Origin of the sequence: Corynebacterium pseudopelargi, from assembly GCF_003814005.1 — a bacterium.
Classification (GTDB): Bacteria; Actinomycetota; Actinomycetes; order Mycobacteriales; family Mycobacteriaceae; genus Corynebacterium; species Corynebacterium pseudopelargi.
The window spans coordinates 1,172,725-1,190,129 of the sequence record NZ_CP033898.1; the positions used below are offsets into that span (position 1 = coordinate 1,172,725).

Annotated in this window: 16 protein-coding genes and 1 tRNA gene; 12 read left to right on the plus strand and 5 right to left on the minus strand. The window is 57.3% G+C overall.

Annotation, left to right across the window (positions count from 1 at the left end):
* Positions 1–150 precede the first annotated feature (150 nt).
* The 4 genes from CPPEL_RS05535 (at position 151) to CPPEL_RS05550 (ending at position 4,793) form a co-directional block, all read left to right on the plus strand.
* A complete protein-coding gene (locus CPPEL_RS05535) occupies positions 151–624 on the plus strand; it encodes an Rv1476 family membrane protein (RefSeq protein WP_123960197.1) in 474 nt (157 codons plus the stop codon).
* Positions 625–1,150: 526 nt separating this feature from the next.
* Positions 1,151–2,869 (plus strand): DIP1281 family NlpC/P60 protein, encoded by a 1,719-nt coding sequence (locus tag CPPEL_RS05540; protein WP_245990536.1) that lies wholly within the window; start codon positions 1,151–1,153, stop codon positions 2,867–2,869.
* Between the two features lie 227 nt (positions 2,870–3,096).
* Positions 3,097–4,206 carry a ferrochelatase gene (locus CPPEL_RS05545; RefSeq protein WP_123960199.1) on the plus strand — a complete coding sequence of 370 codons (1,110 nt, stop codon included), beginning with the start codon at positions 3,097–3,099 and terminating at the stop codon, positions 4,204–4,206.
* A gap of 227 nt (positions 4,207–4,433) precedes the next feature.
* The gene (locus CPPEL_RS05550; protein WP_123960200.1) at positions 4,434–4,793 is read left to right on the plus strand and encodes a hypothetical protein; all 360 of its coding nucleotides are present in this window, start codon (positions 4,434–4,436) and stop codon (positions 4,791–4,793) included.
* 145 nt (positions 4,794–4,938) lie between these two features.
* Here the strand turns inward: CPPEL_RS05550 and CPPEL_RS05555 are convergent, their stop codons facing one another.
* Positions 4,939–5,673: a hypothetical protein gene (locus CPPEL_RS05555; protein ID WP_123960201.1), complete on the minus strand. Its 735-nt coding sequence runs from the start codon at positions 5,671–5,673 to the stop codon at positions 4,939–4,941.
* Positions 5,674–5,707: 34 nt separating this feature from the next.
* On the opposite strand from CPPEL_RS05555, the gene CPPEL_RS05560 reads away from it, so the two are divergent.
* Genes CPPEL_RS05560 through CPPEL_RS05570 form a run of 3 tightly spaced genes read left to right on the plus strand, consistent with a single transcriptional unit; the run spans position 5,708 to position 8,260 of the window.
* Positions 5,708–6,550 (plus strand): DUF3097 domain-containing protein, encoded by an 843-nt coding sequence (locus CPPEL_RS05560; RefSeq protein WP_123960202.1) that lies wholly within the window; start codon positions 5,708–5,710, stop codon positions 6,548–6,550.
* 57 nt (positions 6,551–6,607) lie between these two features.
* Entirely contained in the window at positions 6,608–7,036 is a 429-nt protein-coding gene (locus CPPEL_RS05565; RefSeq protein WP_123960203.1) for an NfeD family protein, read from the plus strand.
* Positions 7,037–7,039: 3 nt separating this feature from the next.
* Positions 7,040–8,260 (plus strand): SPFH domain-containing protein, encoded by a 1,221-nt coding sequence (locus CPPEL_RS05570; protein ID WP_123960204.1) that lies wholly within the window; start codon positions 7,040–7,042, stop codon positions 8,258–8,260.
* Positions 8,261–8,263: 3 nt separating this feature from the next.
* On the opposite strand, the gene CPPEL_RS05575 is transcribed toward CPPEL_RS05570, so the two are convergent.
* Both CPPEL_RS05575 and CPPEL_RS05580 read right to left on the minus strand, forming a co-directional pair.
* Positions 8,264–8,806 (minus strand): MarR family transcriptional regulator, encoded by a 543-nt coding sequence (locus tag CPPEL_RS05575; protein ID WP_123960205.1) that lies wholly within the window; start codon positions 8,804–8,806, stop codon positions 8,264–8,266.
* Positions 8,807–8,826: 20 nt separating this feature from the next.
* Positions 8,827–9,528, minus strand: coding sequence for a TVP38/TMEM64 family protein (locus tag CPPEL_RS05580; RefSeq protein WP_123960206.1), 702 nt, complete (start codon positions 9,526–9,528; stop codon positions 8,827–8,829).
* Between the two features lie 226 nt (positions 9,529–9,754).
* Between CPPEL_RS05580 and CPPEL_RS05585 the strand changes: the two genes are divergently transcribed.
* The 3 genes from CPPEL_RS05585 to meaB all read left to right on the plus strand — a co-directional run bounded on the left by CPPEL_RS05585 (position 9,755) and on the right by meaB (position 15,000).
* On the plus strand, positions 9,755–11,566 hold the full coding sequence (locus CPPEL_RS05585) for a methylmalonyl-CoA mutase family protein (RefSeq protein WP_123960207.1): 1,812 nt from the start codon (positions 9,755–9,757) through the stop codon (positions 11,564–11,566).
* 6 nt (positions 11,567–11,572) lie between these two features.
* The gene (gene scpA / locus CPPEL_RS05590; RefSeq protein ID WP_123960208.1) at positions 11,573–13,783 is read left to right on the plus strand and encodes a methylmalonyl-CoA mutase; all 2,211 of its coding nucleotides are present in this window, start codon (positions 11,573–11,575) and stop codon (positions 13,781–13,783) included.
* Positions 13,784–13,896: 113 nt separating this feature from the next.
* Positions 13,897–15,000 carry a methylmalonyl Co-A mutase-associated GTPase MeaB gene (gene meaB, locus CPPEL_RS05595; RefSeq protein ID WP_123960209.1) on the plus strand — a complete coding sequence of 368 codons (1,104 nt, stop codon included), beginning with the start codon at positions 13,897–13,899 and terminating at the stop codon, positions 14,998–15,000.
* A gap of 48 nt (positions 15,001–15,048) precedes the next feature.
* Here meaB and CPPEL_RS05600 read toward each other — a convergent pair.
* Positions 15,049–15,134 (minus strand) — tRNA-Leu (locus tag CPPEL_RS05600).
* A gap of 202 nt (positions 15,135–15,336) precedes the next feature.
* Here CPPEL_RS05600 and CPPEL_RS05605 point away from each other — a divergent pair.
* On the plus strand, positions 15,337–15,873 hold the full coding sequence (locus tag CPPEL_RS05605; protein WP_123960210.1) for a YbhB/YbcL family Raf kinase inhibitor-like protein: 537 nt from the start codon (positions 15,337–15,339) through the stop codon (positions 15,871–15,873).
* Positions 15,866–16,219, plus strand: a complete 354-nt coding sequence (locus CPPEL_RS05610; RefSeq protein WP_123960211.1) for a hypothetical protein — start codon at positions 15,866–15,868, stop codon at positions 16,217–16,219. The genes CPPEL_RS05605 and CPPEL_RS05610 overlap by 8 nt, the downstream gene beginning before the upstream one ends.
* 62 nt (positions 16,220–16,281) lie before the next feature.
* On the opposite strand, the gene CPPEL_RS05615 is transcribed toward CPPEL_RS05610, so the two are convergent.
* Complete coding sequence (locus CPPEL_RS05615) at positions 16,282–17,394, minus strand: quinone-dependent dihydroorotate dehydrogenase (RefSeq protein WP_123960212.1); 1,113 nt, start codon at positions 17,392–17,394, stop codon at positions 16,282–16,284.
* Positions 17,395–17,405 lie beyond the last annotated feature (11 nt).

Genomic DNA, 17,405 nt, shown 5'->3' on the forward strand with positions numbered 1-17,405 from the left:
CTTCGGCTTCTTCCGGCGTTGCACGCCATTTTGGCGGCCAAGCTATGTAAAGCTGATCTACAACTTGCCTTTCCATATTGTTGTGGTGAAGGCAGCGGCAAAAGATTAGGCCTGGTCCAGACCGGGCATTGAACGAGCAGGGGAGCTAGGTTGACCACTCCGCAGGAATACTTCGATCGCTTTCAAGAGCCTTTGAAGGATCATGACGTCGTCTTGGAATCTCCCAATCCCGCCTTGCAAGAAGAGTTGCAGGGCATCGTGGATCAGATGCAGGATCGCCCCTTTGGCAACATGGAAGTGCTGGTGCTAGACGATGTAGGCCAGCGCAGCGATGTATTTAGGGATCTGGCCACCAAGCTGCAGGATGCACACGATGTAGACACGGTGGTGGTGAAGTCGCCAGATCTTGCCGTGATTGTCAGTGATGAACTCACCCGCGCGCAGATCGAGTCCTTGCAGCCGCCGATGTCTAATGAGCCCAATAGTGCGGTGGCGTTGCAGGCCATGCCGCATTTGCTCGATGAGGACCCGGTGCCGGGTATCACCATGGTGGGAATTACCGGCATTGCCATTGTGCTCACCGCCGGTGTGACTTTCCTGCGAGCAAGGCGCAGCGCGCACTAACTTCCCCTTCATAGCCCACGGTCTTAAGTCAAGGCTGTGGGCTTTTCTTTTGCCTTTTTAGCTTTTCGACGTTCCTCTAAGCGGGGTTGCCACGCCGATAATCTTCCAAAATGTGACCAACGATACATTTATGACGTTTTGATAACAGTTTCCGCGGGTGAGCACCGTATTGCCGTCTAGATGTTGGAGTTGAGTACCAATGTTACTGGGGTGATCTGGAGGGGAAGATGCAGACAAAGTGGCCAATGTGTTTTATGGTTCAGCTATCGGCTCGTGAGTCGACTGTAGAACCTTGACTTTCAACTTCAGATGTCGCGCATGTGGGGAAGCACGCAGTGAGATCTCAAGACACAAAGGCATGTTCGCGGTTGCCTCAACGAGCTGTGCAACGTGTACAACCTGCTCGGAACAGCGCTGAATGCTTAACTCACGCCTGCCTTTTACTCTCGGCGGAGCCTTCTGCGTGTGGGCCGTGCGAACAGGAGAATTTGTGTCAAGCTTTGCGTCGAAGTACCCCGCGGTTCGCGTGGCAGCAGCACTTACGCTTTCGACCTCGCTCGCAGTAAGCACCGCGTTTCCCGCAGGTGCTGAGCCGAGGAACCCCTCTGATACGGAAATCGCACAGGCCACCACCGAGGCAGGTCAGGCAGAGGGTCGCGTATCCAGCCTTGTCAGCGAGGTAAGTTCCTCCGATGCCGAGATCTCCCAACTCGAAATGGAGATGGGTGGTTTACGCGAGTCGGTAAACAAGGCACTGGTGGATTACCACGATGTCGAAACCTCCGCCGAGCAAGCACGCGAAGGCGTCAAGCGCGCCCGCGCGAATCTGGACAAAACTCAAGCGGAAATCGAAGAAGCCCAAAAGGTCCTCGACGAGATCTCGCGTTCGGAGTACCGCCGTCAAGGTGGCAACAACCGCGGAGTCTCTGAATTAGCTGGTGCAGAAGCCAGCGAAGATGCTCTCGACCGTCAGACCTTCAAGCGCGTGAATGCTGAAAAGCAGCGGGAGACCGTCGAAAAGCTCGATAAACTGCGCACCGAGCAGGCCAATGAGGAATCCAGGCTGCGCGAGGCACGCAACATTGCCGAAGACCGCGAGCAGATTGCCAAGGAGAAAAAGGACGAGGCCGAGGCCCGGATCGAAGATGCCTCCAAGCAGCTCGACCAAAACATCCGTAAGCGCGCCGAACTGGTGGCAGAACGCGATCGTGCCCAACGAGAGCTGGATAAGGCCCGCGGTACCGTAAGCGCCTTGGAATCCGACCGCAAGGAATACCAGGACTACATCAAGGCCGAAGAAGAGCGTAAGAAGGCCGAAGAAGCCGCCAAGGCCGCCGAGGCAGTCAAGCAGAAGGCCCTGGAAGAACAGCGCGCCAAGGAAGCGGCTGCGAAGAAGGCCAGGGAAGAAGCCGAGGCAGCACAGAAGGCGCAAGCCGAAGCTGAGGCGAAGAAGGCTGCTGATGAGAAGGCAGAGGCGGAAAAGAAGGCTGCCGCCGCCAAGAAGGCCGAGGCTCAAAAGCGCCTCGAAGCTGCAGAAAAGGCCGCCGAAGCAGCCAAGGCCAAGGTGGAATCCGAAGCTGAAAAGGCCGACGAGGCAAAGCAGGCACAGGAGACCTCTGAGGATAAATCCACTGAGGCAGCAGCCGCGCTCATCGAGGCATCCCAGCCCGATCACACCTCGCTTGAAGGCAATGGAGGCGGCAATGCCATCCAAAACCCTGAAGGCACCCAGGCCAGCGGCAACGAGGCCGTCGATAGCGTCCAGGTTGAGACGAACGAATCCGTTTCGGAGCAAGCCTCTGAAACGGTCACCGATGGATCTCGAAGCTCTCAAATTGAGACAGTGATTGCCCGCGCCATGTCGCAACTCGGCGTTCCTTACGCATGGGGTGGTGGCAACGCCAACGGACCTACCCGCGGTATCCGCGATGGTGGCGTTGCAGACTCCTATGGCGACTACAACAAGGTTGGCTTCGACTGCTCCGGCCTGGTGGTCTACGCCTTTGCGGGCGTGGGAATCGCACTACCGCACTACACCGGCTACCAGTATCAGCGTGGCACCAAGGTGGCACCTGCCAACATGCAGCGCGGCGACCTCATCTTCTACGGCCCCAATGCCGAGCAGCACGTGGCCATTTACCTCGGCGATGGCCAAATGATCGAGGCACCCCAATCCGGCTCCACCGTGCAGGTTTCTCCGGTTCGCTGGTCGGGCATGAGCCCCTATGTGGTTCGCATGATCTAAGCAGGGTCTAAGCAGGGCTTAAGAGCTTGCAGGTTTTAGGCGGGCAGTGACGCTTGATGCGCACTGCCCGCCTGTTGCTTTCCTTTTCTCAGTCTATGGCTTCAAGGTGGAACGACGGTAGCCACTTAGCCGCCAAGGCTGCAGGAAAATAGGCTGCCAAACTGGCGGGCAACCTGGTAGATACCAGCGATGTTGGTGTTCTAAGTGTCGGTGTTACCCTATTGAACATGCAGCAACCGGACGCGATTTCGCAGGCACAATTTAGCTCTTTTGAGGATATCGATGCACTGCTGGTGCTTTCCTTCGGCGGCCCAGAGGGCGTAGATGAAGTACGTCCCTTCCTTGAAAATGTCACCCGCGGCCGCGGCATTCCGCCTGAGCGCCTGGACGAGGTAGGCGAGCACTACTACCACTTCGATGGCAAAAGCCCGTTGAATGACCTCAACCGTGAGATCATCGCCAATGTCGAAGCGGAGCTTCAACGCCGCGACATCGATTTGCCGGTCTATTTTGGCAACCGCAACTGGAAACCTTTTGCCAACGATGCTGCCGAACAGATGGCGCAGGACGGAGTGAAAAAGGCCGCAGTATTCGCCACCTCTGCCTGGGGCGGTTACTCAGGGTGTAGGCAATACGGTGAAGATATCCAGGCAATGCGTGAGCATCTTGAGTCCGTGGGTGTGGAGCCCATTGAATTTCTGAAGCTGCGGCAGTTTTTTGATCACCCTACCTTCATTGATGAAGAAGTCGAAGTGGTGGAAAAAGCCTTCCAGCACTGGGGGCTGACACCAGAGGAAGCCAAAAATCAAGGCGTAAGGCTTGTCTTTACGGCGCATTCCATCCCGGTGGTAGCCAATGAACACTCCGGCACCCAAGCAGACGGTGCTCTATATTCGCAGCAAATCAACGAGGCAGCCCGTCTGGTTGCTCAACGCCTCGGCTTCGAAGACTACGACGTGGTATGGCAATCCGCTTCAGGTAATGGGAGGATCCCTTGGCTGGAGCCAGACATTGTCGATCACGCCACCGCATTGCGCGAGCAGGGTGTTGAGAAAATGGTCGTCTCGGCCATCGGGTTTATCTCAGACCACATGGAAGTGGTGTGGGATCTAGACCACGAGCTCCAAGATGCCGTAACACCCCTCGGATTAGAGGTAGTGCGCGCCGATACCATTGGCCATACCGACAGCTTTGCCGCCATGGTGGTGGATCTGATTGCCGAGTCTATTGGCGTGGATGCGCCGAAGCACTTAGGCAATGTGGCCTCAAAGGGCTGCACCCTCAATGGTGCTGCCTGCGAAGTGGGCTGTTGCCAAAGCCCAAAGCGCCCGGCCTAATACAGCACGGCTCAGCCAATAGCCACAAGCATTCCTAGATGCACCGGTGCATCGGTGCATCGGTGCTCAGCATCCAACAAATAGGGTTTTGCGAATGGCCAAAAAGCGTGTTTAAAAAGCTGGCAAACTCGGAGCATTTCAACACTCCTGAGCTGCCTATTCAGAAAGAGCTTGGAAACACCCAGCCACTAGGTCAGCAGATATTCAAATCGAGAAAAGGGTAGTAAATGGAGGTAGTTAGAACGATCGAAGGCGTTATAGCGACGCCCGATGATGATTCTTCTGGCGAGTTACGTAACCCGGTTTACTGCGTATTCTTCTGGACCCTTCAATCAGAGGAAACATTTTCGATTGACGATAGGTGCAGGATTTTCGACGCAGAAGATGTCTCCGAAGTTATCGAGTGGGCGAAGAGAAACTCTTCCGGGTACGACGGCTTTTCCGTACTGTTTCCTTCAAAATTTTTCACCGATGCTGGTGAGGAAATAGAAAAAATGTACGTCCTATATGGGGGATACCCTGAAGGCCTAGAGGTTTCTTCAGAACCAGATTTTAAGTGGACCATGAAACAGGTTTCTGACTCCTAAATTCCTAGGCCCTTGTTGTGCGCTCACCTCGTCGCAAGGCAGCAAGATCTAGTAACCAGGAAAGCATCTGCATCCGTTCTGTCCAATCCCCACACCCGTTGCCCCAAGCAATCCCACTGGCATGAGGCGGTGCCAGCAAGGCTAATTAGGCATACTCGCGGCCAAGCTCAATGGCGCAATACGCCACCGCGGCCATGCGGGCATCGCGAATGGCGTTGCCAATGCTGAGCAATTCCGGGTCAAAGCGGTGTTCACCGATGCCACTGAGCACCGTCTCTAGAATTGCTGAAGCATAGTCGGCTCGTGCAATGAGCTTGGCTGCACGTTCTGGGATCTCCGGCGGCAGACCCGGGGTTTCATAAAAATCCCTGAGCGTGCCTACCCGTAGCCTCGGCTGCTGCACCCCATCTAAGGCCATTCCGTGGGCGGCAATTGCATTGGCTGCGCGATCAATGGCGAGACGCAATTGGGTATCTGCATCACCGGGCATAAGAAAAGACTGCAGGTGCATCGGCACCTCTGAATCAGAAAACTCCCACTGCGTTGCACCGCGATGGTTATTGGGAATAGCTAGGGTTGCGCTGCCTGCCGGATCGTGGCGAAGCACCAAGGCCGCCGGTGCATCGAGGTGTGCAAGCAACGCCTGGCCTGGTCCTGGTAGCACCAGGCTCAGCCAGGGATAGCGCGAAGAAGGCGTGCAGTGCGCACGAAATTCCCGGAGCACATAGGCAATTTCGCTGCCATCTTCTAAGCGGTGCGGGCCACCAAGTTCGGCTAGGGCATCGATGGCTTCGTCTAAAGGCAACCTGCCGCAGACCCACTGCTGCACCCACAAGGCGATATTTTGGGCAGGGGAGTAGACATAGTATGGCGAGTGCATAGGCGAGTCATCCTAGCCGATAAAGTAGGCGGCTATGAGCTTTGACGACCGATACAGTGGCGACATCCTTGGCGGGCATCGACGGAAGCAGGCGCCCACCTTCCCAGAAGTTCCTGCTACCCCGGATCTGGTTGTTGAAGTGCTTGCCGACGGCTTCGTTGGAGCAGTGATCGCTTTCGAAAGAACCTATGACGGGGACTTCGTTCGCCTTGAAGATCGTTATGGCCAAGAGCGCCTGTTTAAGATGCGCCCGGGGGCCTTTCTTATCGACGGCCAGCGTGTCTCATTAACCCGCTATGTTCCAAAGGCGCAGCCGCAACGATCCAATTCTGGTTCGCGCAGAGTTGAACAACTAGAGGCAAAGGTGGCCCTGCCTTCTCGCATTTGGGTTGAAGGCGTGCACGATGCTGCGATCGTGGAAAAGATTTGGGGGCATGATCTTCGCGTTGAAGGGGTGGTAGTCGAGTACCTCGAAGGCCTTGATAATCTCCAGCAGCGCCTTGAAGAATTCCAGCCCACTGCCCAGCGGAGGGTGGGTGTGCTTGCCGATCACCTCATTGAAGGCTCCAAAGAAAGCCGCTTGACCGAGGCGGTTGGCCCCAATGTGCTGGTCACCGGCCATCCTTATATCGATATCTGGGCCGCGGTCAAACCCCAAAAGCTCGGGCTTTCTGCGTGGCCTGAGGTGCCCTATGGCGAAGATTGGAAGCAGGGCGTTTGCCGCCGGGTGGGCTGGTCTGATCCCAAGGAAGGCTGGCGACGGGTCTACCGCGCAGTAGAGACATTCCGCGACGTCGATGCCTCCCTCATCGGAGCAGTAGAGCGCCTGGTTGATTTTGTATGCAACCCGGAGTTGAGCAAGCAAGACCTGCTCTAAGGGCGAAGCATTAGGCTGCCCTACCGCAGTGATACCCCTATGCGTATCCTGGCACCTGTGGGAGCACTTATTTGGTTTGTCATTGCATTAGTGCTCGCCGGCCTAGAGATGTTTGCCGGTGAGCTCACTTTTCTCATGCTCGCAGGCGGCGCTCTGGCTGCCAGCGGGGTGGGGCTATTTGATGCACCGATGTACCTCGAAGTCATCGTTTTTGCCATTGTTTCCATCGCGCTCTTGGCGGTGGTCAAGCCTGTGGCTCGCCGCAGACTGCAACAAGCGCCTGCACTGGATACCTCCCCGCGCGCCGCTTTAGGGCAAGCAGCCGAAGTGCTTGAGCCAGTAGATGCTACCGGCGGCCAGATCCGCTTCGATGGCGGTATTTGGTCTGCGCGCACCTTACACGCAGACGAACACTTCGGCGTGGGGGAAGTGGTCAATGTTGTTGATATTGAAGGCACCACGGCTGTGGTGTGGAAAGGGATTTAGTCAATGGAAGGTTTAATCTTTATAGCCGTTCTCATAGCCCTGGTGGTGCTGATTTTGGTCAAGACCATCGTGGTGATCCCCCAGGGTGAGGCGGCGATCGTGGAAAGGCTCGGGCGCTATACGCGCACCATTTCCGGCGGCATTAGCCTGCTCGTGCCCTTTATCGACCGTGTTCGTGCCAAGGTGGATACCCGCGAACGCGTGGTGTCGTTTCCTCCTCAGGCAGTTATCACCCAAGACAACCTCACCGTGGCGATTGATACGGTGGTGACCTTCCAAATCAATGAGCCCGCCCGTGCCATTTATGGCGTTGATAACTACATCGTGGGTGTGGAGCAGATCTCCGTGGCTACGCTGCGCGATGTTGTCGGTGGCATGACCTTGGAAGAAACGCTGACCTCTCGCGAGGTGATTAACCGTCGCTTAAGGGGCGAGCTGGATGCTGCCACCACCAAGTGGGGCTTGAGAATTAGCCGAGTCGAGCTCAAGGCCATTGATCCGCCACCATCGATCCAGCAGTCGATGGAGATGCAGATGAAGGCCGATCGCGAAAAGCGCGCGATGATTCTTACTGCCGAAGGCCGCAGGGAATCCGATATCCGCACCGCCGAGGGCGAAAAGCAAGCAAAGATCCTTGCCGCTGAGGGTGAAAAGCATGCCGCAATTTTGGCTGCTGAAGCCGAGCGTGAAGCCACCATTTTGCGTGCCGAAGGTGAGCGCGCCGCGCGTTACCTAGAGGCCCAAGGTGAGGCCAAGGCCATTCAGAAGGTCAATGCTGCGATCAAGTCTGCGCAGGTTACTCCAGAGGTGCTGGCCTATCAGTACCTAGAAAAGCTCCCGGAGCTTGCCCAAGGAGAGGCCTCCACAATGTGGATGATCCCTTCGCAATTTGGCGATGCGCTTGAAGATTTTGCCAAGAAATTTGCCCAGCGCGATGAAGCCGGCGTGTTCCGCTATGAGCCAGTAGAGGTGGATAAGCGCAGCGAGGATATTGCCTCTGCGGACGACCATGAAGATTGGTTTAATACCCAATCCAACCCGGAAATTGCAGCGGCGGTTGCGGCTGCAAACGCTGTGGCGAATAAGCCGGTAGATGATGAGCCGCTTCAAGAACGCCCAAAGCAGCCAGAAGTAGAACAGCCGCAGGCGCCGCGCAACCTCGAAGCGGCGCCAGGTACTTCGGCTCAAGCAAGCAGCGAGTTGGAAGCCAACGACGCTGAATAGGCGCTATTGGCGCAAGGCTCGTTGCCACAAGCTCACTGCGAGCCCATAGCCTGATTGCTCCGCCTGCCAGCCAGCGGCTTGGAGGCGTTGGCTCATGGCTTGCTTAGAAATACCGAGCGAGGCTGCGGCCTCAATTTGAGTCAAACCTGATCGAACCAGTGAAGTAGCCTCACGGCCTTCGCTGGTTCTTTTTGATAGTAGAAATTGCAGCAGCGCAAAGGTCGCTTGGATATCGGATGAAAAACCCCCGGCGTCGATGTACACATGCCCTGCTCTTGGGCGAGCACCAAGTGCTCGTTGCGCCTTATATTCAGCCTCTATGCCACAGGCGGCGCCGATGGCCCAATCGCCAGCAGCAAGCAGCGCCATGGTGGCGTCGACAAGCCCTGAAGCCGTACTAGGTGAGGCAGCAATATCTTCTACCTGGTGCACCTGGAAGGTTCCTGCGCCTTCGAGGGTGGAAAGCGCCTGGGCCGAACGGCGCACCAACTCAGCGCGACGACGCTCGCGGCCACGATAGCGGGCGTAGATACCGAGCTCATTCATGCCCCAAGCCTAGCAAAAGTCTATGGTTCAGCCTTGACTGGCATGCGGGTATCCAGCAAGATGCCCAGCACGCCTAGGGCTGCAAGCATGACTACCGCAAGCAGTGCTACTGGGTTGGCGCTGCTAATTAAAGAATCGCCAAGGATGACGGTAATGACCGTCCCGGGCATCGAGCCGATCAAGGTGGCAAGGCTGAATGCAACCACACCCACGGCGCTAAAGGCAGCCGCGTAGTTCAGAATGGAAAACGGCACTGCGGCGATCATGCGCAGTGAGGTCACCGCTAACCAGCCGCGCTGCTCGAGACGGGCATTGATTTTGTCTAGTTGTGGGTGGCGAAGCAAGGGGATCACCACCGGGCCAAACAGGCTTCGCACCAATAGCAGCGACAATGCCGCCGAGCAGGTGGTGGCAGCTAGAGCCAGGGCAATGCCGAGCTTTGGGCCAAAGAGCACGCCGGCAGAAAGCGTCATTACCGTTCGGGGGATGGGAAACTGGGTGATTAGGACGTAGAGCAGGAAAAACAAGGCCGGAAACCAGGCGCCGGTAGACGTTGCCCATTGCTGGAGCGTGGCAAGGCTCGGGGCATCGACGAAGGCGACGATGACGCACAAGGCAATCACCGCGATGATCGCAGCAGCTTGACGCCAGCGAGGCCACACGGAAAAAGTGTTTAATCCATCACGGGCGGTGCCAAGAACTCGCCGAAAGAAACTGCTCACGCCAATTCACCTTAGACGGCTAGCTAAAAGAGTCGGCAAATATGCGGGAAGTTCTGTGGTCGGGCGTCTAGACTGTAGCCATGTTGTGAGATGCACGAATTCCCCGCGGATTCTGCGTCTTGCGTCACATAACAGCAAAACGTACTCAATAGCATCACGGTGTCGCACCAGAGGCAAGCCTCGTTCGGAGCGGCCGAACATTATGTGAGGGGAGTGGGTCTTACTCGTGACTGAAACACGATTCGCCCGAACCGAAGAATTTGAGGCCAAGGAGCAGGCTTGGTACCAAGCCGTTGCCAAGGTCTTTGCACGCGTACAAAAGAAAGACATTGCCGACGTCCCGCTGGACGTCTGGCGCAAGCTGGCAAAAACCACCTACGACGGCATTGAGGTTAATCCGCTCTACAACCGCGGCCAGGAATTGGAAGAACAGACCCTTCCAGGCACCTTCCCATTTACCCGCGGTGGCCAACGAGTAGGCACGGAAGAAGGCGTGGGCTGGGGCGTTACCGAAGCATTCGGCGCCAATGCCACCAATGAACAGGTGCTCAGCGCGCTGAACAACGGCACCACCAATATCGTTGCCTACGGCAACTGCGAGCTTTCCTCACTGCTGAAAGACGTCCTGTTTGAGCACGCCCCAGTTCGCCTGAACGCCGGCAAGCACACCGAGCAGCAGGCCGAGGCACTTCTGGAACTTGCCAAGGGCCAATCTGGTGCGCCAAAGCTGCTTGAATTCGGTGCATCGCCGCTAACTTCTGCCGTTGATGGCTCCGCGTCTGTGGATCTAGATACTGCCGTTGCATTGGCAACCAAGGCCAAGGAATTCGAGAATGTGCGCGCCATCTTGGTTGATGCCGTGTCCTTTTCTAACCAAGGAGCCACCGACGCCCAAGAGATCGGCCTTGCGCTTGCAGCAGGTGTGGAATACCTGCGTGCGCTCAACGATGCCGGTTTGAGCGTTGAAGAGGCATTGGATCAGCTTTCCTTCCGCTTCGCCGTCACCGATGATCAATTTGCTCAGATTGCTAAGCTGCGCGCCGCCCGTGCGCTGTGGGCTCGTGTGGCAGAGATCCTCGATGCGCCCGAGCACGGCTCGGCCCCACAGCACGCTCTGACTGCGCCTGTGATGTTTAGCCAGCGCGATCCTTGGGTAAACATGCTGCGTTCTACCGTCTCAGCTTTTGCTGCCGGTGTTGGTGGAGCAAGTGACGTAGAGGTGCTCGTGTTCGACTGGGCCATCACCGGTGGCCTGCCTAAGGTGTCTCGCACCTTCGCGCACCGCATTGCACGCAACACCAACCTGCTGCTGCTCGAAGAATCCCACCTCGGCCACGTGATCGATCCTGCCGGTGGCGCTTACTACGTTGAGCAACTCACCTCTGAAATGGCCGAAAAGGCCTGGGCCATCTTCCAGGAGATTGAGGCTGAGGGCGGTTTGCAAAAGACCGTTGAGGCTGGCAAGGTTCGTGAGCTGCTCGATGCGTCTCATGAGGCCGTGCGCAACGACATTGCCCACCGAGTAAAGAAGCTCACCGCCATCAATGAGTTCCCGAACCTCGCAGAGGCACCGCTTCCTGCTGATCTTCGCGTGGAGCCGAAGCACGTTCGCCGTTGGGCTGCTGAGTTCGAGGCGCTACGCAACCGCTCCGATGCCTTCATGGAAGTCAAAGGCCATCGCCCGCGCGCAGTGCTGATCCCGCTTGGTCCGCTGGCCAAGCACAATGTGCGCACCGGCTTTGTGGTCAACCTGCTGGGAACCGGCGGTATTGAGGCCTTGAACCCAGGCGAGCTCACCCCAGGCACCGATGCCTTTAATGAAGCCGCAAAGTCCGCACCGATTGCCGTGATCTGTGGCACCGATGCTGAATACGACGCCAATGGCGCAGCCGCTTTGGAGGCATTGCGCGAACAAGGCGTTGAAACGGTGTTGCTGGCAGGCGCACCCGGCCACGGCTTCGAGCCAGACGATTACTTGAACCTCAAGATCGACGCAGCCGCAACCCTTGCCGAGCTGCTCGAGAAGTTGGGAGCCTAAGACATCATGACCAAGATTCCGAATTTTGCAGACTACTCGGCTTCCGCTGAATCGCAGGATGCTGGCGATGCCCAGGCGCTGCGCGAGCAGGTATGGACCACACCCGAAGGCATCGATGTGCCACGCGTGTTTACCCGCGATGACCGCGACGACACCGTAGACGCCGAGCAGCTCGACTCCTTCCCGGGCATGCCGCCATTTATGCGCGGACCATACCCAACCATGTACACCAACCAGCCCTGGACCATTCGCCAGTACGCGGGCTTTTCCACGGCTGCAGAGTCCAACGCCTTCTACCGTCGCAACTTGGCTGCCGGCCAGAAGGGCCTTTCGGTGGCCTTCGACCTGGCAACCCACCGTGGTTATGACTCGGATAATGAGCGCGTGGTAGGCGATGTGGGTATGGCCGGTGTGGCCATCGACTCCATCTTGGATATGCGTCAGCTTTTCGAGGGCATTGACCTTGGTGCTGTGTCGGTGTCGATGACCATGAATGGTGCGGTGTTGCCCATTCTGGCGCTGTATATCGTTGCCGCCGAGGAGCAGGGTGTTGCTCCAGAGCAGTTGGCGGGCACCATCCAGAACGACATCCTCAAAGAGTTCATGGTGCGCAACACCTATATCTATCCGCCGAAGCCTTCGATGCGCATCATCTCCAATATCTTCGAGTACACCTCGATGAAGATGCCGCGCTTTAACTCCATTTCCATCTCCGGCTACCACATCCAGGAAGCCGGTGCTACCGCCGACCTTGAGCTTGCCTATACGCTTGCCGACGGCATCGAGTACATCCGTGCTGGTAAGGAAGTTGGACTCGATGTGGATAAGTTCGCACCGCGTTTGTCCTTCTTCTGGGGTATTTCCATGAATACCTTCATGGAAATTGCCAAGCTGCGTGCTGGTCGCCTCCTGTGGAGCGAGTTGGTGGCGAAGTTCGATCCGAAGAACCCGAAGTCTCAATCGCTTCGTACCCACTCTCAAACCTCCGGTTGGTCGCTGACGGCTCAGGACGTCTACAACAACGTTCCCCGTACCGCCATCGAAGCAATGGCTGCTACCCAGGGCCACACCCAGTCGCTGCACACCAACGCACTCGACGAGGCACTGGCGCTGCCCACCGACTTCTCGGCACGCATTGCCCGTAACACCCAGTTGCTCCTGCAGCAGGAATCCGGCACTGTTCGCCCGGTTGATCCCTGGGCTGGTTCCTACTACATCGAGTGGCTTACCGAGCAGCTCGCAGAGCGTGCCCGCAAGCACATCGAAGAGGTGGAGGAAGCCGGTGGTATGGCTCAGGCCACCATCGAAGGCATTCCGAAGCTGCGCATTGAAGAGTCCGCCGCACGCACCCAGGCTCGTATCGATTCCGGCCGCCAGGCTTTGATCGGTGTGAATAAGTACGTGGTGGAAGAAGACCAAGAGATTGAAGTGCTCAAGGTTGAAAACACCAAGGTGCGTGCCGAACAGATTGCCAAGCTGGAAAAGCTGCGCGCTGAGCGTGACGAAGATGCCGTGCAAAAGGCATTGAATGCACTGACCGAGGCTGCTCGCAACGAGAATAAAGAGCCCGGCGATCTCGAGCAGAACCTGCTCAAGCTTTCGGTGGACGCTGCTCGCGCAAAGGCCACCGTGGGCGAGATTTCCGATGCTCTGGAAAAGGTCTTCGGCCGCCACGAGGCTGAGATTCGCACCCTTTCCGGTGTGTACAAGGAAGAAGTTGGCAAGGAGGGCAAAGTGGGCAACGTCGAGCGTGCCATCGCTATGGCTGATGCCTTCGAGCAAGAAGAAGGTCGCCGCCCCCGCATCTACATTGCAAAGATGGGTCAAGACGGCCACGACCGTGGACAAAAAGTGGTCGCCTCTGCCTACGCAGACCTTGGCATGGACGTGGATGTCGGACCGCTGTTCCAGACCCCGGCAGAAGCTGCTCAGGCGGCCGTGGATGCCGACGTGCACGTCGTGGGTGTGTCTTCGCTCGCCGCAGGTCACCTCACCTTGGTCCCAGCACTCAAGGAAGAGCTGGCCAAGCTCGGACGTGAAGACATCATGATCGTTGTGGGCGGCGTGATTCCTCCCGGCGATTTCCAGGAGCTTTACGACGACGGCGCGGTTGCCATCTACCCGCCCGGATCCGTCATTGCCGATTCCGCTATCGACATGATGAATAAGCTCGCTGCCCAGCTCGGCATTGATCTGCCCGAGCCAGAGCAAGCCTAGGGCACAACGAGGCAGCATGAAGTAAATGCGCTCCGTGAAAACGGGGCGCATTTCCTATTTCAGAAACTCCCGCTGTGTTGCACAATGGAAAGCGGAATATAGAAAGGATTGCGATGTCGGATTCCAATGAATTTCTCGAACACCACCTTGGCTCTTTGATGACCACCGCTGGCACTGATCTAGGCGAAGTCACCGCTGTAGCCCCCGAGGTGGTGAAGCGGGCTCGAAGAAGGATCGACGTGGACGAGCTCTTCGAGGGCGTGCGGGCCGGCAATCGCACCTTGATGTCTCGCGCTATTACCTTATTGGAATCCACCGCAGCCGCCCACAGGGTGCTCGCACAGGAACTGCTCGTGCGGCTCTTGCCCTTTAGCGGCAATGCGCTGCGTGTAGGCATTACCGGCGTGCCCGGGGTGGGGAAGTCCACCTTTATCGAGGCCTTAGGTATGCACCTGATCGGCGAAGGCAAAAAGGTGGCGGTGTTGGCCGTGGATCCTTCTTCTACACGCACCCGCGGATCCATTTTGGGCGATAAGACCCGCATGGCCAAGCTCGCGCGCGAGGACGATGCCTTTATCCGGCCTTCGCCTTCAGCCGGAACGCTTGGTGGTGTGGCAAAGGCTACCCGCGAATCGATGGTGGTATTCGAGGCCGCTGGCTTTGATGTGATCCTGGTAGAAACCGTGGGCGTGGGCCAGTCTGAGGTGGCTGTATCGCAGATGGTGGATTGCTTTACCTTCCTGGCATTGGCCGGCGCTGGCGACCAGTTGCAAGGCATTAAAAAGGGTGTGCTTGAGATGGCCGATCTGGTGGCCATTAATAAAGCCGATGGCCCGAACCTAAAAAACGCCAAGCGCGCAGCAAGGGAGCTGGGTGCTGCCATGCGGATGGTGCGCCAAGAAGATGAGCTGTGGCATCCGCCAACAATGACGATGTCTGCAGTGGAGCATCAGGGTGTAGATGAGTTTTGGAACCACGTACTCGAACACCACCAGGTGATGCTCGAATCTGGCCGCTTTGAACACAACCGCCGCGAACAGCAGGTGCAGTGGATGTGGTCGATGGTGCATGAGACGCTGTTGCAGCGTTTGAACACTAAACCGAAGGTGCAGGAGGTTCGCCAACTGGTGGAATCTCAACTGCGCGATGCCCACATCACGCCAACGCTGGCCGCTGAGCGTGTGTTGCAAGCCTTTGATGCACCTGAAGCTGAATAGATAGAGCAAAACACCGGAGACCTTTGCAGTCTCCGGTGTTTTTCGTTGTGCCCGAGGGGGGACTTGAACCCCCACGTCCATTAGTAGGACACTAGCACCTCAAGCTAGCGCGTCTGCCATTCCGCCACCCGGGCAGGGTGTGAAGCTTCAGCCTTTCGGCTGGGCACCTGCATTACTATAGGGTGCCTGATTGATCTAGACAAATTGCCTGCTCAAAGCATGAAAATGGTCAGGGTTTTGGAATGGGTGCCGTGCACGTTGCACGCATGGGTGAGCCAGGCCAAAGCGTGGGCAAGGAGGTAGTAATCGTCACAATAATCAGGTAGAAAAGGGGCTATGACTTCTTATGACGATCCACGATTCCCCGGCCCAGACCCTTATGCTCCGCTGAAAGATTTGCCGAGCTTCCCGCTGCACAGCGATGACTTCAATGATGGAGACAAGCTCCCAGAATCGCTCACGGCCGACCATAACGAGAACCCGCACCTGCGCTGGTCTGATCTTCCAGAGGGCACCAAGTCTTTGGCCATCACCTGTTTTGATCCAGATGCACCCACTGTCGCAGGGTTCTGGCACTGGGCTGTGTTGAATATTCCGGTAGAAGTAAGCGAGCTTCCTCACGGCAAGGCAGCCGAGGTGCTTGCTCAGTACAGCCAGGTGCTCACCCTCGCCGGCGATTCCGGCACGAAGGGTTACTATGGCGCCCAACCTCCGGCCGGCCATGGCCCGCACCGCTACCTTTTCGCGGTACACGCCGTGGACACCGAAGTGCTTGAGGTAGAAGAAGACAACACCCCCACGGTGTTGGGCTTCAATCTCTATTTCCATTCCCTGGGACGCGCAATTACCTGGGGTTGGTTCGAGAATGAGTAATGCCCTCAGAGTCGGTGGCGCCTTCGTTGCCGTAGGCGCGGCCCTCTTTTTGCTCACGCTGGTCCAGGTGCTCGTGCAGGGCTGGATGGTGCCATTTCCCGTAACCTGGTCGTTTATCGCCATCGTGCTCGCTGCCGGGTTCTTGGGTGCATTCGCTACCACCGATAAGCGCCAGCCCGGTTCCAGGGCACAAGTAAGCGCCCTTGCCTTAGCCGTAGGTCTGGTGTTTTTGGGGCGTTTGCTGCCTCAAGAGCCGTTGATGATCTGGCAGCAGTACTGGCTTCCCGCCTATGGTCTTGCCGCCATCGCCTGCGGTCTGGTGATCCGCCGCAGCACGCTTCGCTAGATCTGCCAGCCAAATACTGCAACGCCCCCGCTTAGATAACTAGCGGGGGCGTTGCTGTGCGCTTAGTCCTGGTCAATCCAGGGCAACTCGCTGCCAACTGCCTGAGCAATATTGTCAAGGCCATGTGCGCGTAGTTGCTCTGCGATGCCGAGGTGAATATCGCGGATCCAGTCCGGGCCACCGTAGATCATGCCGGTATAACCCTGCAGCAGCGTTGCCCCTGCAGCAATGCGCTCCCACGCCTGCTGCGGGGTGCTGATGCCACCTACACCAATGAGCACCAAATCCTCGCCCACACGGGCATAGAGGCGGCGAAGTACCTCAAGGGCGCGCTCTGCTACCGGCGGGCCAGAGATTCCGCCTGCGCCCATAGCCTCAACTTCTTTAGCATCGGTTTCTAGCCCTTCACGGCTAATCGTGGTGTTGGTGGCAACAATGCCGGCTAATCCCAGCTCGAGGGCAAGATCTGCCACGGCATCGACGTCTTCATCGCTTAAGTCCGGGGCGATTTTTACTAGCACGGGAGAGCTCGTGGCTTCTTGTACCGCCTGCAAAATCGGGCGCAAAGAACTCACGGCCTGTAAATCCCTAAGGCCAGGGGTGTTGGGGGAAGAGACATTGACCACCACATAGTCTGCAAGATTGCCAAGCAGTGATGCGGAGCGTTGATAATCGGCCACCGCATCTTCTGGGGCTACTACCTTGGTTTTGCCAATGTTGATGCCCACCACATCGCTGGCTGCGCGACGCCGCAGGTTGCCGGCAACTTCAGCGGCACCGACGTTGTTAAAGCCCATCCGGTTCAAAATAGCTTTGTCTTTTGGCAGGCGGAATAACCGGGGCGTGGGGTTACCTGGTTGGGGAGAAGCCGTAACGGTGCCGAGTTCTGCATAGCCGAAGCCGATGGCAGCCCAAGCATTTGGGGCTTCGCCGTTTTTATCAAAGCCAGCGGCAAGGCCTAGGGGGCGCTCGAAACGCACGCCGAAGACTTCCTGGCTCAGGATCTCATCGCGAACCGGCAAGACCTTGTGCAGCAGCCCCCTTAAGGGCGAGGCGCTTTGGACGGCTCCCATTCCCGTGGAGACGATGCCGTGGATCTGTTCGGGAGACATACGGAACATGCCCTTGAGCAGAAGACCGTAGGTTTTTTTGCGTAAGGGGTGGGATTCAACCATGGCAATGCAGA

Excerpts from the sequence above, each read along its gene's own strand:
- CPPEL_RS05545 (WP_123960199.1), top strand. The coding sequence starts at position 3,097 with ATGCAGCAACCGGACGCGATTTCGCAGGCACAATTTAGCTCTTTTGAG.
- CPPEL_RS05550 (WP_123960200.1), top strand. The coding sequence starts at position 4,434 with ATGGAGGTAGTTAGAACGATCGAAGGCGTTATAGCGACGCCCGATGAT.
- CPPEL_RS05555 (WP_123960201.1), bottom strand. The coding sequence starts at position 5,673 with ATGCACTCGCCATACTATGTCTACTCCCCTGCCCAAAATATCGCCTTG.
- CPPEL_RS05560 (WP_123960202.1), top strand. The coding sequence starts at position 5,708 with ATGAGCTTTGACGACCGATACAGTGGCGACATCCTTGGCGGGCATCGA.
- CPPEL_RS05570 (WP_123960204.1), top strand. The coding sequence starts at position 7,040 with ATGGAAGGTTTAATCTTTATAGCCGTTCTCATAGCCCTGGTGGTGCTG.
- CPPEL_RS05575 (WP_123960205.1), bottom strand. The coding sequence starts at position 8,806 with ATGAATGAGCTCGGTATCTACGCCCGCTATCGTGGCCGCGAGCGTCGT.
- scpA (WP_123960208.1), top strand. The coding sequence starts at position 11,573 with ATGACCAAGATTCCGAATTTTGCAGACTACTCGGCTTCCGCTGAATCG.
- meaB (WP_123960209.1), top strand. The coding sequence starts at position 13,897 with ATGTCGGATTCCAATGAATTTCTCGAACACCACCTTGGCTCTTTGATG.
- CPPEL_RS05605 (WP_123960210.1), top strand. The coding sequence starts at position 15,337 with ATGACTTCTTATGACGATCCACGATTCCCCGGCCCAGACCCTTATGCT.
- CPPEL_RS05610 (WP_123960211.1), top strand. The coding sequence starts at position 15,866 with ATGAGTAATGCCCTCAGAGTCGGTGGCGCCTTCGTTGCCGTAGGCGCG.
- CPPEL_RS05615 (WP_123960212.1), bottom strand. The coding sequence starts at position 17,394 with ATGGTTGAATCCCACCCCTTACGCAAAAAAACCTACGGTCTTCTGCTC.